Origin of the sequence: Bacillus norwichensis (assembly GCF_014836955.1) — a bacterium.
Classification (GTDB): Bacteria; Bacillota; Bacilli; order Bacillales; family Bacillaceae_C; genus Siminovitchia; species Siminovitchia norwichensis.
Genome location: NZ_JACSPV010000018.1, coordinates 1 through 15,916, shown reverse-complemented (window position 1 = coordinate 15,916; position 15,916 = coordinate 1). Strand labels below are relative to the sequence as shown.

The window sequence follows — 15,916 nt, the reverse complement described above, 5'->3', positions numbered from 1 at the left end:
ATGTTAGAATTTATTAATCCATATTACTTACAGGTTGGATCTTTCGTATTAATTAATATTTTACTGGGTGTCAGCATGTATGTGACTCTTTCAACCGGACAACTTTCACTTGGACATGCAGGTTTTATGAGTATCGGGGCTTATACGACGACGATATTGACATTGAACTATGAAATGCCGATGATTGTTGGGATTGTTGCAGGAGCGGTCCTCGCGTGTATCGTAGGGGTGATTGTAGGATTCCCGGCGCTTAGACTTGAGGGAGTATATTTGGCGATTGCCACTCTTGGTTTTGGTGAAGTCATTCGAGTGCTTCTTATCAACTGGGAGTCCCTTACAAAAGGGGCAGTTGGTATTTCAGGTATCCCGCATTTAGGGCGAGAAGTTCTTGCTTTTAGTAAAGACATTGGTTTTACACCTGATATGCTAGGACTTAAAAATAACCAATTTATCAGTCTTGCAGTCTTTCTTATTTTACTAATCATCGTTGTGGCAGTTGTCGCCTTCTTCATCAGACAGGAACATTCCAGAGTCGGCCGTGCCTATGCTTCAATCAAGATGGACGAAAGAGCGGCTGAGGCGATGGGAGTAAACGTTACGTATTATAAAATCCTCGCATTTGGACAGGGAGCAATGATCGCAGGTTTTGCAGGGGCATTATATGCACATATCACCGCTTACATAAGCCCGTCGGACTTTGCGTACCATCGTGCCGTTGAAATATTGATCTTTGCGGTATTTGGAGGCAGCGAAGTCATTTGGGGACCTATTTTCGGCTCCATCTTTTTGACGGCCATGCCGGAAGCACTCCGATTCATCAGCGATTACCGTTTCATGGTATATGGTGCGCTCCTGATCATCATGATGGCATATCGTCCGCAGGGACTTATTGATACGAAAGTAGTCAATTGGTTCAAAAAGCGGGGGCGCGGAAAAAGGAGGAAAGCTTCATGATACTTGCGATTGATCAAATAAGTAAAAACTTTGGCGGCATCCAGGCACTGACAGATGTATCTTTTTCCATCGAAAAGGGAGAAGTACTAGGTTTGATAGGCCCAAACGGTGCCGGAAAAACGACCATGTTCAATATGATTACTGCAATGTATCCTCCTTCCAGTGGACAAATTTCGTTTCAAGGGGAGAAATTGACAAATTTGAAGCCCCATGAAATTACCAAAAAAGGAGTCTGCCGCACATTTCAAAATATCCGCCTTTTTCCTGAAATGACCGCGTTGGAAAATGTGATGGTCGGCAATCATTGCCGATTGGATTCAGGCGTTCTCAGAAGTGTGTTTCGGACTAGTTTTCAGAAAAGAGAAGAGGCAGCTTTAAAGGAAAAGGCGCGACAATTATTGGAGACAGTCGATTTAGCCGAGCATGTAGATACTTTGGCGGAAAACCTTGCATACGGTCAGCAGAGGCGCCTCGAAATCGCCCGCGCGCTGGCAAGTGATCCATCGCTCTTACTGCTTGACGAGCCGGCTGCTGGGATGAATGAAAGAGAAACGAACGAGCTGTTTGATCTGATTCAGAAAATCAAAAAGCTCAACATTACCGTACTATTGATTGAACACGATATGCCACTGGTCATGCGGGTTTGCGACCGGATTGTCGTATTGAACTTCGGAAAGAAAATAGCTGAAGGGTTGCCTAAAGAAATTCAGAACAACCAGGAAGTAATTGAGGCATACCTCGGGAAAGAGGAGGATGACCTTGCTTAAAGTCACAAACGTTAGTACTTTTTACGATAATATTCAGGCTCTTAAAGAAATTGATCTCGAAGTGGAGCAGGGAAGTATTGTGACCATTTTGGGGGCAAACGGTGCTGGAAAAACTACCACAATGAAAACTATTGCTGGATTACTAAAGCCGCGTACAGGCAAGATTGAGTTTCTTGGAAAAGATGTCACGAAGCTTCGTCCCGATCAGCTTTTGCGAAGGGGATTGGCCCTAGTACCTGAAGGACGCGGTATTCTGTCGAACATGACCGTTCTTGAGAACCTTGAGATGGGTGCCTATCACCGAAAGGATTCAGGGGTGTCGGCGGATTTAGAAATGGTGATGGAGCGTTTTCCTATTTTACGGGAAAGAAAGTCCCAGCTTGGTGGCACCATGTCTGGCGGACAGCAGCAGATGTTGGCGATCGCTCGAGCTATTATGTCCAAGCCAAAATTGCTTCTTCTTGATGAGCCATCCATGGGTCTTGCACCGCTTATTGTTGCAGAGATTTTTAAAATCATCAAAGAGATCAATGAATCTGGTACAACGGTTCTGCTTGTTGAGCAAAATGCCCGTCAGGCTTTGCGGATAGCGGATTATGGCTATGTGTTGGAATCCGGACGTGTGGTAACAAACGGGCCAGCACAGGAACTGCTTAGCGATGAGCGGATCAAAGCTGCCTACTTAGGATACTAATGAAACATAGTGGTAATGTCGGAAATCTTTGGCTGGTCGAAAGGTTTTTAAGTTTAGTATCTGAAGGATGGAGTGGAGCCCCGGGAAAATACTTCCGGGGCTTTTCCGTTGGATAGTTGCTGAATAACGTGATAATCTTTTAGAAAAGCGCAAGGCGTTAGGCTACAAGGTTTATGAAGGAGTCTTTTGCCGCCACGCAAACGAAGCAATGTGGACGTTGTGCATGCTTCAATGACTTTTTCGAATGAGCTATGTCGCAGGAGTTCAATAGTTTTCTTTGCTGATAGCTTCCTGGAACACGTCATGCTGCTCATGAGGCCAACACCTGTCGCCTGGCTTACAGTCCTGCAGAGCTACATTATCATGTTTTATAGAAGGTTAGTCCAATTTTTTATTAACAGTTATTCTCTGTAAGTATATGGGGATAAACCTGTTGTGATAGGAGGGAAAAGATGAAGGTTTCATTATTTATTACATGTTTGGCAGATGTTTTTTACCCGGAAGTTGGAATGGATGTTGTTGAAGTCTTGGAACGGTTTGGCTGTGAAGTAGATTTCCCAGAAACGCAGACGTGCTGTGGGCAGCCTGCATACAGCACAGGATACTTGGAGGATGCTAAAGAGGCGATGAAGCAAATGATAACGACATTTGCAGATTCGGAATACGTTGTAACACCATCTGGCTCCTGTGCTTATATGTTCAAAGAATATCCTGAATTTTTCAAGGGTGATGCGGAATGGGAGAGCCGGGCAAAGGTTTTAGCGAATAAAACATACGAATTCGGCCAGTTTCTCGTAGATGTTTTAAAACTGGAAGACGTTGGTGCAGCTTTTGAGGGGCGTGTCACTTATCATAAATCTTGCCATATGACCCGCCTGCTTGGGGTGAAAGAGGCTCCCATTACTCTCTTAAAAAATGTGGAGGGTCTTAGGTTTGAGCCTTTACCACGGAGCCAGGATTGCTGTGGGTTCGGAGGAACCTTTTCAGTGAAAATGGGAGACATCTCATCAGCTATGGTGGAAGAAAAAGTGGAGCATGTTAAAGAAACAGGTGCAGATGTGCTGGTCGGTGGAGATTGCGGATGTTTGATGAATATTGGAGGAAGAATCAAACGGGAAGGATTGCCAATCAAAGTGATGCACCTTGCTGAAATTTTAAATAAGACAAAAGCGTAGCCACTTGTTTTTTTATGGGGCGCTTGGTGGCTCTAGGATGGATGTTGGAATAGAAGGGAGAGAGTTAATTGGGGATTAAAATCGGTAATGCTGCCTTTGACGAGCGTGCGGACGAAGCGCTCCGAGATCAGAATGTACAGAGGGCAGTCCCGTCTGCACAGGAACGGCTTCAATCTGTCCGATTAAAGGCGGTTAGTGAGCTAGATGATTGGGAACGCTGGCGCGACCTAGGCGAAGAAATTCGTTCGCATACGATAGACAACCTTGATTACTATTTGACTGAGTTAAGTAATAACGTGGCAAAGCGTGGCGGGCATGTGTTTTTTGCAGAAACTGCTGAAGACGCCAATCGTTACATTGAAGAAGTCGTTCGGAAAAAGCAGGCCAAAAAGATTGTAAAATCAAAATCGATGGTCACAGAGGAAATTGGATTGAATCCAACGTTAGAAAAAGCTGGCTGTGAGGTCATTGAAACGGACCTTGGAGAATACATTATTCAACTAGATAATGACCACCCTTCCCATTTTCTCGGACCTGCTCTTCATAAAACAAGGGAGCAGGTCAAGGATATTTTTTCAGAAAAAAGAGGATACACTGGTACCGAAGAGCCGGAAGAGCTCACCCAGTTTGCCCGCGAACAGCTTCGGAAGGAGTTTTTATCAGCTGATATCGGCATAACCGGTTGCAACTTTGCCATTGCCAATTCGGGAACGGTCGGTATCGTGACGAACGAAGGGAATGCGCGGCTTTCAACGACGGTGCCTAAAACGCAGATCACCGTTATGGGAATGGAGCGGTTGGTTCCTTCGTGGGAAGACTTCGAAGTAATGGTTTCTCTACTTTGCCGGAGCGCAGTTGGGCAAAAGCTTTCGACGTATGTAACAGCTGTGAGCGGGCCGAGGCTGGAAGGAGAGGCAGACGGGCCGGAGGAATTCCATTTGGTGATCGTCGACAACGGCAGATCCGGTATTCTTGGAACGCAATTCCAATCGGCCTTGCACTGTATCCGCTGTTCAGCCTGTGTCAATGTGTGCCCAGTATACCGCCATATCGGCGGACATGCATACGGTTCAATTTATCAGGGACCGATCGGAGCTGTTTTGACCCCGCTTTTGGGCGGATACGAGGAATATAAAGAACTTCCGTATGCTTCTTCATTATGTGCTGCCTGTACGGAAGTATGCCCGGTGCGCATACCGCTGCACGAATTGCTCTATAAGCATCGTCAGCAAATCGTTCAGGAAGAAGGACTTGCACCAGCAGGGGAAAAAATAGCGATGAAAACGTTCCGGACGGTCACATCTTCCAGCCGGCTTTATAAAGTTAGTACAAAATCCGCCACGGTTGTACGCGGAGTGATTGCAGGCATGTCAAAGGGCGGACCGAAGCCAATTCTAGGCTGGACGCAATCACGAAACCTGCCTTCCGTCGGGAAAAAGCGATTCCGTGATCTGTATAAGGAACGGAAAAAGGGGGCGGGTGAATGAGTACACAAGACGAGCTTAATAACCGAATTGTCAATCGGGAGCAGTTCCTTGAGCGGCTGGCTAATAGTTTTGGACGGGATCGTGTAACGGAGAAGCCTGCCCGGCCCAATCGGGAGTACAAGCCTCAATGGGAGGTTTTTTCCGGCTTGACGAGTGATGAACTTGTCGAAGTCCTGAAAAATCAGTGCCTCCTCGTTTACACGGAGGTCATTGAAACGGAGAAGGCAGAGCTCGGAGCCGCTTTAAAAGAAGCGCTGGATCGAAATGATTGTCAATCGATCGTTACGTGGAAGGATCCAAGATTTGCAGAGTTCGGATTGAACGGATTTTTAGGGCAGTACAAGGTGAGTGAGTGGAATTCTGAAGATCGGGCCGGGAGTATTGCTGCAGCCGAGCAGGCTGATGTCGGCATCACTTTCAGCGATATCACACTTGCAGAATCTGCGACAGTCGTCCTTTTTTCAAGCGATGGCAAAGGCCGTTCCGTGAGTCTCTTGCCAAGGAACTACATTGCTGTCATTCCAAAAAGCACCATCGTTCCGAGGATTACTCAGGCTGCGGCCGAAATCGATAGGAGGATTGCAGCGGGGGAGAGCGTCGCCTCCTGTATCAACTTCATCTCTGGGCCGAGCAACTCTGCTGACATCGAAATGAGCCTTGTTGTTGGCGTCCATGGGCCTGTCCATGCTACCTACATCATTGTGGACGATGCTTAGAATATGAAAAGTTGGAGCGCGCCGGGCCTTTTGGGGCGATGGCGCGCTCCAACTCTCTTATAAGTCATTTTTATAAAAATATAAGGTATATTTACGATAGCGGCAGGAACCGATGCTGCTTAAGTTTATAGAACATAATATTCTAGAAGCAATATTCATATTAACCTCGAGAAACTCCCTGTAATCTTTATTTTTCATTCCCGTCCGATTATAAGAAACCTCCCTAACCCCGCGTTCATGCGCTTTATGATCGAGACATCCGCATGAACGACAGTGCCAGCTCCTTTTGATTTTAACCATTTTGGTCGCACCGCAATTGAGACAGATGATCCCGGTCCGAATGTCCTTTCTTGGAATATTATAAGTTTCACAGATAGGCCTTGGAACATAGTTGATATGACGATCAAGTAACTCTTCAGCTAACCAATTGAACGTTGTTCGATCGAGCAACGTTTCTTTGCGGGGCAAATCCATAATATAGCGAGGAACATGGTTGGGGAATAGCACTGGGGTCTTTGTTGGGGCCCGATCCAGAATCTGTTTTGGATACGCTAATACGCCAGCTCGGAATAGAGGGATATCGATTCCTTTCGACTTCAGCCAATCTTAGAGCAGGTCTCCGTTGCGTTCTACTTGGGAAGCTGGGCTTTCAAATCCATCGACCCCCTTGTCTCGCGAGTTCGAATCAATTGGGGAGGGTTGTCCCTAAATTCCAATTGACCTCCAATATTTTTCACTTCAAGCACAAGAGCATAAAAAGGGGTTAGGAATAGAGAGTCTATTTGAAACGGAGTAGCAGATACTAAGGAAAGGTCATGGATCACTCTGTGTTCAAATGGGAATGAGTGTTTGTGAAGTGTTTCAGCTAGCTTGATTTCACCAGAAATGCCAACTGTGAGGGAAAACTCTTTTGTGGTTAAAATAGGAATTACTGCATGTCTCGGGTGCAGACGTTTGATAGAAGCCTGTACACCTTCTAAAGAAAGCGATCTTCCTCTATGCTTGATAACGATATATTCCACCTCCATAGTAGTTTACAAGTATCCTAGCATAATTTGTAAGCGTGTTCCATAGAGTATTTACCCCCGCATCCAGTCCATACCCTCTCCGGCAGGTCCCTCCCAGCGGAATGTTTTCATGTCAATTTGGCCGTTTTTATTTAGCTCTATCCCTTCTTGCTCAAGGAGCTTCCTCTGCATATCTGCTTTAAAAAGGACAATCTCTCCTCTCGCATTAACCACCCGGTGCCACGGCAAATTATATTTCTCACTCATAGAATGCAGAATTCTGCCAACTTGCCTAGCAGCTCTGTGATTTCCTGCAATGGTTGCAATCTGTCCGTAAGAAGCAACGCATCCCGCTGGAATTTGCAAGATGGTGTCTATCACTTTTTCCGTAAAATGATTCATCTATATATCTCCTTATAAAGGTGTTCTCTTGATTCCGAATCTACCTGCCATCATTATATCAGAACTATCTGATATAATGATGGCAGATATCTGTGACAGGAGTTGTTTTCATGCAAAAAAACATGAAAGAATTTCAGGAGTTCAACGAAAGCCGATTTGTCAGGAAGACGCTTTTTCAAGAGGGAAAGACTGATGCATTCGTCTTGAATCTTTTGCCCGGTCAGTCAGTCCCCCCACATCCGCATCCTAACGCACATGTTTATATGTATATAGTTGAAGGAGAGGGCACTTTCATCATTGATGAAAAAGAACTTTCTGCCTCGCAAAGGGATGTTATTCACTGTGAAGATCAACAGATGTTAGAGATTGAGAATACTGGTGATAAGCCACTTTCCATCTACGTTGTATTAGCAAACTCCTAGTTGTTCATAAAAGTTCCACAATTGTCTCATTATCTACCAGGTAAAAGCTATTTCTTTATACTCATAATTGATTTAAAATAGAGCTAGTGCGTTTGGAGTGGAGTACGTCCGGCGGACTGGTTTTTTTGACCCCTTTAGGGTGACAAATGACTTTTTTCAACGATCGTTGACGTACTGACACTTTAGTATGGTAGAGCGAAAAAGTTTTTTCAAAGATGAGGAGGAAGTAAAATGAAGTTGAGAATTCTAGCCATCAGCATCGCAATCTTCATGCTAATTGCTGCTGGATGCTCTAATAGCTCCAATAAAGGAGCAAAAGAAAATGACGGCGGAAATGCAAAAGGAGATACGCAGACCATCAAAGTGGCTGTTCAGCCATGGGTTGGTAACGGGCCGTTCTGGATTGCTGAAGAAAAAGGTATTGATGAGAAACATGGCATTAAAATTGAAACAGTTTCCTTTGAACAAGACTCTGATATGAATGCGGCTTTTGCTTCTGACAAAGTGGATGTAGCGAACCTCGCAACTCATACAACCATTCGGATGAAATCCAACCAGGATCTGGACATGAAAGCCATCATTTTCATGGACGAATCCCATGATGCAGATGCTATCTTAGCTACAAAAGACATTCAGTCAGTCAAAGATTTTAAAGGGCAGAAGGTTGCTTTTGAAGAGGGTGCAACGTCAGAGCTTCTTCTTCAGCAGGCGTTGAGTGAAGAGGGCATGACACTGGATGATATTAAAACGGTATTTATGCCAGCTCCGCAGGCAGGTCTTTCTATGATTTCGGGTGATGTAAAAACAGCTGTAACTTATGCCCCATATATTAAAGAAGTATTGGATAAGAAGAAGGATGAGGGAGTGCATCTTCTTTATACTGGTGATAACTCACCTGGTTTGATCAGTGATATTGTTGTTGGTAAAACAAAATTCTTCGAAGACAATCCTGAAGCAAAAGAAAACTTACGCGCAGTATGGGACGAAGCCCTTCAATATTGGAGAGACCATGAAGAAGAGGGGAATAAAATCGTGGCAACAGGAAGCGGCATCTCTGCTGATGAATTGCCATCTATCCTCAGTGGGCTGAAATTTTACAATAGTGAAGAACAGTCCGAAAAAGTCAGCTCCGGTGAATTGAAAAAGGCGGCGGAAAACATTCAGAAGCTTATGCTTGAAGGCGGAAGCATGAAAAATGAAATCAACTTAGACGAAATATTTGATATGGAATAGTTGGTACAAAATGAAGCGATATCCAATCATTTCAACAATCAGTGTATTTTTTATATTTGCTGTATGGAGCATTGTGACGTATGGGGGATACGTAGACCCCCTTTTCCTTCCATCTCCGAGTGACGTAGTCCGCGCGGCATTGGAGGAAATTGAAGAAGGTATCTTTTTTAAAGATATCGGTGTCAGCTTTTACAGAATTTTCATGGGCTTTTTCATTTCAACATTGTTCGCCTTGCCAATCGGAATCATGATGGGGACATCTCGAGCGTGGCAATCCATTTGGGAGCCGGTTGTCGGGCTTGTTCGATACATGCCAGCCGTTGCTTTCATTCCATTATCCATTTTATGGTTTGGCACAACTGATACTCAAAAGTTCTTTATCCTATTCCTGGGTGTATTCTTTCAAGAAGTGATTATGATTGCCGACAATTGTAAAACGGTCAATCGTTCCTTGGTTGAAGTCGGGATGACCATTGGTTTGAAAAAATTTGAGATTATCAAAGATATAGTATTCAGAGCGGCTTTTCCAGGAATTATGGATACACTTCGGACGACATGGGGATGGGCATGGACCTATCTTGTTGTTGCTGAACTTGTTGCGGCTTCCGAAGGTCTCGGATTTCGGATTATGCAGGCGCAGCGTTATCTTGCAACGGACCGGATCATTCTCGGAATTCTTGTGATTGGGCTCCTTGGTCTCATTACGGATATGTTGTTCAAATTATTGTATCGCCGTTTATTCCCGTGGAAGGAATCAGCTAAGGTAAAAGAATGATGGAGGGGATATCATGGAAGAAGTTCGTTTAGCAGCCAAAGATATCAATAAGATTTTTATCAGTAATAAAAAAGAAGTCGTTGCCCTCCAAGATGTTAACCTGAATATCAAAACAGGAGAGTTTGTTTCCTTGCTAGGTCCCTCGGGATGCGGGAAATCGACTTTTCTTAGACTGGTGGCGGGGTTGGACTCATATACCGCAGGTGATCTTCAATTGGACGGCAAACAAATTATTGGAGCGGGAAGAGATCGCGGTGTTGTTTTTCAGCAATACAGCTTGCTGCCTTGGCTCCATGCATGGGAAAACGTCGCGTTTGCATTGAAAAAAGACAACACATTAAATAAGGCTCAAAAGAAAGAAATGGCTATGCATTTTCTGAAGCTTGTCGGTCTTGCAGGCTTTGAAAACCATTATCCTTCCCTAATGTCCGGTGGGATGCAACAGCGTGTGGCTATTGCGAGGGCGCTTGTTTATAAGCCAAGCTTGCTGCTCATGGATGAGCCATTCGGTGCACTAGATGCTCAAACGAGAAAAGAAATGCAGGACCTGCTTCTAAGCGTTTGGGAAGAGGAAAAGTGCAGTGTATTATTCGTCACCCATGACGTAGATGAAGCAGTCTACTTGTCAGACCGAATCTATGTCATGTCGGCACGACCTGGAAAAATTGCGAAAGAAATCCAAGTTGAACTGCCGCAGCCCCGTGAATGGGATATGCAATTAGCAAAAGAATTTATTGAATATAAACGTGAAATCATCTTAGAGTTGCAGGGGAAACAAAATACCCCTTAAGCTAACCGCCCGTCAGGGCGGTTTTTTTAAAGGTCTTTTTAAAGGTCTTTTTAAGGGGTCTGACCCCCGCCCAATTAACGCGTTAAAGTAAAGAACTCTCTCTGTTTAAGCAGGAGTACGACAGGGTGTTATCGAATAATATGATTATGAGGGGTTATTAATCAACTGTTTGATTGAAGAATGATATGTTGAAGCGGCTGCCCAATAAAGGTGGATTAAATAGTAGTACTCGCACTAATCAATTGTTTGATTAATAAAAAGCTAACTCCAATTAAACAGAGGAGCGATAGCATGAGGACAGAAAGCAATTTCACCGAAGTCTTAAAGCGGAAATTATTGACCACAGTCTTTACGGCTTTGTTTTTCTCTCTTGTCATGGGCGCCATTTCCATAGGCGTGGACGGACCTTACCATAAAGGGAATCAATTCATAGGGTGGTCGTACGGGGTTTTGATGTATAGCTGCCCCATTATCTTGGTTTATGGAAGTTTGATTTCTCTAGCATTAGAACATGCGCAAAAGAAATGGTTTAAAGAAAACCAATGGTTGTATGTTCTATTACATGTTGTATTTGGTTCGGCTAGTGGTTTATTGTTTCAACAGGTTGGTTTTGCAATTATTGGAATGGCGGCTGCTTTGCTGTATGCTCTCATCGACCGTTTGCTAATAGTAAACAAGGGTTCCAAGCGAAAGAAAATTTATTTTATTGCTTTAATTCCTCTCTTGTTATCCTTAATAGCTTGGGTCACTCTTGAATACACCTCACCTAAAATACCCCCTTTTACAAAGGAAGCGGCAGTGAAAATCGCCGCTACAGATGAGGGAAGGGCACTGGGGACATTTCCGGATAAAATTGGCCAAAGGGAAGGAACCATTAATGATTATCGTGTAACGATGAAGACAGAGGCATCTGAGTTAGAGAAGGAGAAATATTTAGTGGTTTTTACTGAGACATGGGAAGGTAATGGAGAAACGGGTGTGAGGTCGGTATCATATGTGGTCGAGGAAAATTATTTTCAATCTCAGGGAGAGGAAGGAACAGTCCCTCCTTATTATTTCGACAGCGACAGAAAAGAGCAATGGACAAACCAAACGTTTGATGAATAAAATTAATATCTCTCTTGGATGAATCTGTTGTTATGAAGATTTCTCCCTTTTTTCCAAATCCCTGACGGTCTTACTTGTTTGGACTTTCTTTTCATCCTTCAGCGTACCAAACAATATATCCACAAAAGGGGTAGAGACGCCGTACCAATAGTTCTCATTTTTGAAGTGGTGCAGCAAGTGGAGCTTTTTCACCCACACCCCGAACTTAGTGATCGGTTTAATGGGACGATGTGCAACGTAATGCTTCCACTCGTAAATAAGCAGCATAACAATGATCCCCATAAGGAAGGAAAAAGCTCCTGTTAAGGTTGATTCGATAAGATAAAAGATGCTGGCAGCGATAACGAGATTTGGAAGGGTGTACCAGAGCGGCAGAAATAAAAGTTTCAGATTATTGGGGTCTTTGTGGTGGTCGTAATGTAGGGTGTTTGAGGAGCATTAAAAAAAGCCGGTTTTTAGGTGCTTTAAGATGGAAAAGAAATCGGTGAGTTGCATATTCAGTAAACATGTACGCAACTAGTCCGAGAAAAAAGTAGATAGCTAGAATCCATATATCGCCCTTGAACCATACGAAAATACCCAATGCCGCTAAAATGAATAGCATTATGGTAATATCGAAAAACAGGAAAAAGTCACGGTACAAGCCCTTCTTCTTCATGTTTGATCATCCTCTTTCTTTAGAATTTCCTTAGCTTTACACCAAGCATTGGGGCCATGTGGATCAGTCTTGTGAAATCTGCTTCATATGAAGGTTGTAAATCTCAATCAACTGTAGCCTCGTTTCAATCATTCTCAACCAGTGAAAGCAAACTTTTAGAAGGTCATGCGTACTAATATCTCCTCCTATTTTCGGCATGATTTTTAAGAAACGTCGCGATAGTCATAGGGTTTCCTTGTGAATCTCCTATTTTGTACGTCTTCCTGCCCCTTTCCTGCAATGAATCTAAACCTTTTTCACGCAAAGAATGTCTGTTTTAGGGCATGGTATTATCAATATATTAAAAGATCTATACGCAAATGTCTATATTATCGAAAAATTCAGTGGAAAACTCAAACCGATGGTTCATCAAAAATCATCGTTTTTCTTATTGCTATTTTTAATATTATATTATATACTACATTACAACAGTAATGCACCCATCCAGAGAGGAGGATGTGTATGTTGATTGATCCGAATGATACGAAGCCGATTTATCTTCAAATCTCGGAATCATTGGAGAACGAGATTATTAGCGGCCGTTTTAAAGTGAATAACAAAGTGTATTCCCAATACCAACTGGCAGATATGTTCAATATTAATCCGGCAACTGCCGCGAAAGGGCTGAATGTATTGGTGGACGAAGGTATTTTATATAAAAGGCGGGGGCTTGGCATGTTCGTTGCAGAAGGAGCGAAAGAAAAGGTTATAAGCAAACGAAGAAATGAGACATTAAAACGGTTGATTCAGGAGCTTGTGCTTGAAGCTGAAAGATTGAATGTTTCGGAAAACGATCTCATTGATATGCTTAAGGAAGTGAACAAGGGGAGGGGCAGAGCGTGAATATCATCGAATGTACGGATCTGACGAAAAAATACGGACGACATCAGGTACTGGATCAACTGTCATTGGCAATTGGTGAGAATAAAATGACTGGGCTTGTTGGAAGAAACGGAGCTGGCAAGACGACTTTGTTAAAGCTGATTTCCGGCTTCATTCATCCAACTTCCGGAACGATTAAAGTTTTTTCGGAGAATCCTTTTAACAATCTGCGGGTCTCTGCCAATAGCATTTTCATAGATGATCAGATGGGGTTGCCGCCAGCACTTACTTTAAAAGAAATATTGGAAGAAGCAGGGCGCTTTTATGAAAAATGGGATGAGAAACTGGCGGAAGGACTATTTGATTACTTTTCTTTCAATCCTAACTTTTATCATGGGAACTTATCAAAAGGGATGAAGAGCACATTCAATATGATTTTGGGGCTGGCGTCCCGATGCGCTTTGACGATTTTCGATGAGCCTACGACGGGAATGGATGCTGCAGTTCGTAAAGATTTTTACCGGGCTTTGCTAAAGGATTATCTCGCCCATCCGCGGACCATCATTGTTTCGAGCCACCATTTAAGCGAGATAGAGGATGTGCTGGAAGATGTCCTGCTGATTAATAATGGGAAAGTTCGTTTGCATTTGTCTGTTTCCGATCTGAAGGAGTGGGCAGTCGGTCTTACTGGAAAGATGTCCGCTGTTGCGAAATGGAGCGAGAATAAGGAAATCATTCATGAGAAGGAAGCAGGGCCTGGCCGGACTTTTACTGTTGTAAAAAATGATTTTTCCGAAGAGCAGGTCAATCAAATGAAGCTTGATGGAATAAAAGTGTCTCAGGTGTCGGCAAGTGATGTGTGCGTTTATTTGACGAGCAGACAAAAAGGGGGAATTGACAGTGTCTTTAACCGAAATGAGTTTGTCTGATGTCGTAAAAAGACAATATGAGTTCAAGATGCGGGCTTTTTTGGGTGTATTTATTTCGATGGTCGGGGTTCATCTAATTAGCCTTCTGTTTTCACTCGGAGGTATGAGTTCTTCTGGAACAAGCTCGAGTACGGGAATATCAATAGATGTTTCTTATTATTCTGCCGATATAATTGTTATTTTTACGATGGTTTGGATATTCATTACTGGCATACTGATCACTACAAAGTCGGTTAGGTATGATGATTTTACTTTCGTGGCCAATCGTTTAAGCAGCAATTTAGCGAATATATTATTTTTGCTGACTGCGAGTGTTATAGGAGGGGCAGCAGCTGTCTTGGCAGGTTTCCTGCTAAAAATTATCATTTTCTTTGTTACGGATATCCAATATAGTACAGGAACCAGCTTAATGGGAGCACCTGCGGAATTTTTCATTGCTGTGATCGCAGCCATTTTATATATGATTTTGTTTGCTTCCCTTGGTTATTTAACCGGAATGATGGTTCAGGTGAATAAAGCTTTTATCTTTTTGCTGCCAACGCTTTTTGTCGGATTCGCCGTTTATTCAGGAATCCGCAATGTGAAACTGGCAAAGATCGTTTTTGATTTTATTTTTGCTGAATCATCTTTGTTATTATTTGCTGTTAAAGTACTTGTCTTATCAGCTCTATTTTTTGCAGCATCTATGTTCCTCTCGAATCGAATGGAGGTCAGAAAATAATGGGCATGACTGGTTTACTGGTGCTTGTAGGGTTTGCTGGTATTCTGATATGGGGAATCAAGGGAATGCAGCGGAATGTCCTGAAAAATAAACAGTACGTAAAACTGCTATTAATCGGCTATGGACTTGTGCTGATAGCCGCGGTATTTATTTTTGAAGCTTTGCCAATCGGTGAAAAAGAACTCAATTTTAATCAGTCCTCTGATGAACAACTGAATCAAGAAATGGACCGATTGTTTGATGCTCTATTTGATGGGCGTACGAATGAAGTTGATTCTAGGTATGTCCAAAATGAATGGCAATGGAAATACAGTGGAAAAGAGCTCGACATAGAAGATCAAGACTGGTTTGATGGATCGGTGATTGTGGAAAGGAAGACTGAAAATGACGGAATGATTGAAGGAACCTATTACTCGAAGTCTGTTGTTGGGGGAATTGATATAACGAACGAGTATCGACCGTTGAATGTGACTTTGGAAAAAGACACGATGCATGTAAAGGGAAAATGGGAAGAGAAAGACCTTAAATTTACGATATATGAAAAAGAATTTGTTATTACTCAGTTTTCTGGAGAACGTAAAGGCATGACGGACTACGGCGGTTTCATGGAAATCGATTATCTTTATTTAAAGATTCCAAAAGACCTGAAGCTTAAATCGACGAATGAAGACTTATATATCCATTATGTTGGGGAAGATGAGTAAAGAGTTGGAGAAAAATATGTTTAACTTCGGAGCGCATGAAACCTGAAATAGATAGTCATATTGAGAACTGGATTGTATGAATATGAAGTGGATAGCATTTTGGGAAACTGGATTGTATGTTTGAATCTCGGATAGTACTTCGAAATTTGCAAGAACATAGATAGTAAATACCCGAAATAGGAATAGGAAAAGCGTAGATCTAGATAGTATTCTGAGAAAGTAACAAGTATTTCAGTGAATCTGGCCAGTAAGAGTATGAAGCAGGACAGTATCGGTATAAATCTAGCCAGTATTTCCACGAAGTTGGCCAGCATCTAGATCAACCTGGCTAGTATTCCTGAACAGCTGGAAGAATTTCCACGAACCTGGCTAGTACCAACGTACAATGGAACCTATTGCAATATGGATCGATTTTTCGCTGTTTATCAAGAGGGCTCGGGTTTGTCAAATAAAGTGTGTAAGTACACTTTATTCAAGGTATCTTAAAACCCTATCTTTCAGTTCGTCGTGAAGG

At 43.0% G+C, this 15,916-nt stretch carries 17 protein-coding genes and 1 pseudogene; 15 read left to right on the top strand and 3 right to left on the bottom strand.

Going from position 1 to position 15,916, the window contains the following annotated elements; genetic code table 11:
- From H9631_RS11600 to H9631_RS11575, 6 genes are all read left to right on the top strand, one after another.
- Positions 1-954, top strand: a complete 954-nt coding sequence (locus H9631_RS11600) for a branched-chain amino acid ABC transporter permease (protein ID WP_191812953.1) — start codon at positions 1-3, stop codon at positions 952-954.
- Positions 951-1,721 (top strand): ABC transporter ATP-binding protein, encoded by a 771-nt coding sequence (locus H9631_RS11595; protein ID WP_191812951.1) that lies wholly within the window; start codon positions 951-953, stop codon positions 1,719-1,721. The genes H9631_RS11600 and H9631_RS11595 overlap by 4 nt, the downstream gene beginning before the upstream one ends.
- Positions 1,714-2,415, top strand: a complete 702-nt coding sequence (locus H9631_RS11590; protein WP_191812949.1) for an ABC transporter ATP-binding protein — start codon at positions 1,714-1,716, stop codon at positions 2,413-2,415. The genes H9631_RS11595 and H9631_RS11590 overlap by 8 nt, the downstream gene beginning before the upstream one ends.
- A 452-nt stretch (positions 2,416-2,867) precedes the next feature.
- A complete protein-coding gene (locus H9631_RS11585; protein WP_191812947.1) occupies positions 2,868-3,590 on the top strand; it encodes a (Fe-S)-binding protein in 723 nt (240 codons plus the stop codon).
- A gap of 68 nt (positions 3,591-3,658) precedes the next feature.
- Positions 3,659-5,077 (top strand): LutB/LldF family L-lactate oxidation iron-sulfur protein, encoded by a 1,419-nt coding sequence (locus tag H9631_RS11580; RefSeq protein ID WP_191812945.1) that lies wholly within the window; start codon positions 3,659-3,661, stop codon positions 5,075-5,077.
- Complete coding sequence (locus tag H9631_RS11575) at positions 5,074-5,793, top strand: LutC/YkgG family protein (protein ID WP_191812943.1); 720 nt, start codon at positions 5,074-5,076, stop codon at positions 5,791-5,793. Before H9631_RS11580 ends, H9631_RS11575 begins: the two co-directional genes overlap by 4 nt.
- Before the next feature lie 629 nt (positions 5,794-6,422).
- Here the strand turns inward: H9631_RS11575 and H9631_RS11570 are convergent.
- Together H9631_RS11570 and H9631_RS11565 are read right to left on the bottom strand one after the other, a co-directional pair.
- A complete protein-coding gene (locus H9631_RS11570) occupies positions 6,423-6,821 on the bottom strand; it encodes a nuclease-related domain-containing protein (protein ID WP_191812941.1) in 399 nt (132 codons plus the stop codon).
- 51 nt (positions 6,822-6,872) lie between these two features.
- Positions 6,873-7,202, bottom strand: coding sequence for an MGMT family protein (locus H9631_RS11565; protein ID WP_191812939.1), 330 nt, complete (start codon positions 7,200-7,202; stop codon positions 6,873-6,875).
- A gap of 110 nt (positions 7,203-7,312) precedes the next feature.
- Here H9631_RS11565 and H9631_RS11560 point away from each other — a divergent pair, with 110 nt between their 5' ends.
- The 5 genes from H9631_RS11560 (at position 7,313) to H9631_RS11540 (ending at position 11,529) form a co-directional block, all read left to right on the top strand.
- The gene (locus tag H9631_RS11560; protein ID WP_191812937.1) at positions 7,313-7,624 is read left to right on the top strand and encodes a cupin domain-containing protein; all 312 of its coding nucleotides are present in this window, start codon (positions 7,313-7,315) and stop codon (positions 7,622-7,624) included.
- A 231-nt stretch (positions 7,625-7,855) separates the two neighbouring features.
- A complete protein-coding gene (locus H9631_RS11555; RefSeq protein ID WP_191812935.1) occupies positions 7,856-8,857 on the top strand; it encodes an ABC transporter substrate-binding protein in 1,002 nt (333 codons plus the stop codon).
- Between the two features lie 10 nt (positions 8,858-8,867).
- The gene (locus H9631_RS11550; RefSeq protein WP_191812933.1) at positions 8,868-9,632 is read left to right on the top strand and encodes an ABC transporter permease; all 765 of its coding nucleotides are present in this window, start codon (positions 8,868-8,870) and stop codon (positions 9,630-9,632) included.
- Positions 9,633-9,645: 13 nt separating this feature from the next.
- On the top strand, positions 9,646-10,422 hold the full coding sequence (locus tag H9631_RS11545; RefSeq protein WP_191812931.1) for an ABC transporter ATP-binding protein: 777 nt from the start codon (positions 9,646-9,648) through the stop codon (positions 10,420-10,422).
- A gap of 291 nt (positions 10,423-10,713) precedes the next feature.
- Positions 10,714-11,529: a hypothetical protein gene (locus tag H9631_RS11540; protein ID WP_191812929.1), complete on the top strand. Its 816-nt coding sequence runs from the start codon at positions 10,714-10,716 to the stop codon at positions 11,527-11,529.
- Between the two features lie 30 nt (positions 11,530-11,559).
- Here the strand turns inward: H9631_RS11540 and H9631_RS22860 are convergent.
- Positions 11,560-12,187: pseudogene (locus H9631_RS22860) on the bottom strand (sterol desaturase family protein).
- A gap of 501 nt (positions 12,188-12,688) precedes the next feature.
- Here H9631_RS22860 and H9631_RS11530 point away from each other — a divergent pair.
- The 4 genes from H9631_RS11530 to H9631_RS11515 are packed head-to-tail and all read left to right on the top strand — an operon-like array spanning position 12,689 to position 15,402.
- Entirely contained in the window at positions 12,689-13,069 is a 381-nt protein-coding gene (locus tag H9631_RS11530; protein ID WP_191812927.1) for a GntR family transcriptional regulator, read from the top strand.
- Positions 13,066-13,977 (top strand): ABC transporter ATP-binding protein, encoded by a 912-nt coding sequence (locus H9631_RS11525; protein WP_191812925.1) that lies wholly within the window; start codon positions 13,066-13,068, stop codon positions 13,975-13,977. The genes H9631_RS11530 and H9631_RS11525 overlap by 4 nt, the downstream gene beginning before the upstream one ends.
- Positions 13,949-14,698 carry a hypothetical protein gene (locus H9631_RS11520; protein WP_191812924.1) on the top strand — a complete coding sequence of 250 codons (750 nt, stop codon included), beginning with the start codon at positions 13,949-13,951 and terminating at the stop codon, positions 14,696-14,698. The genes H9631_RS11525 and H9631_RS11520 overlap by 29 nt, the downstream gene beginning before the upstream one ends.
- Positions 14,698-15,402, top strand: a complete 705-nt coding sequence (locus tag H9631_RS11515; RefSeq protein WP_191812922.1) for a hypothetical protein — start codon at positions 14,698-14,700, stop codon at positions 15,400-15,402. The genes H9631_RS11520 and H9631_RS11515 overlap by 1 nt, the downstream gene beginning before the upstream one ends.
- Positions 15,403-15,916: the final 514 nt, after the last annotated feature.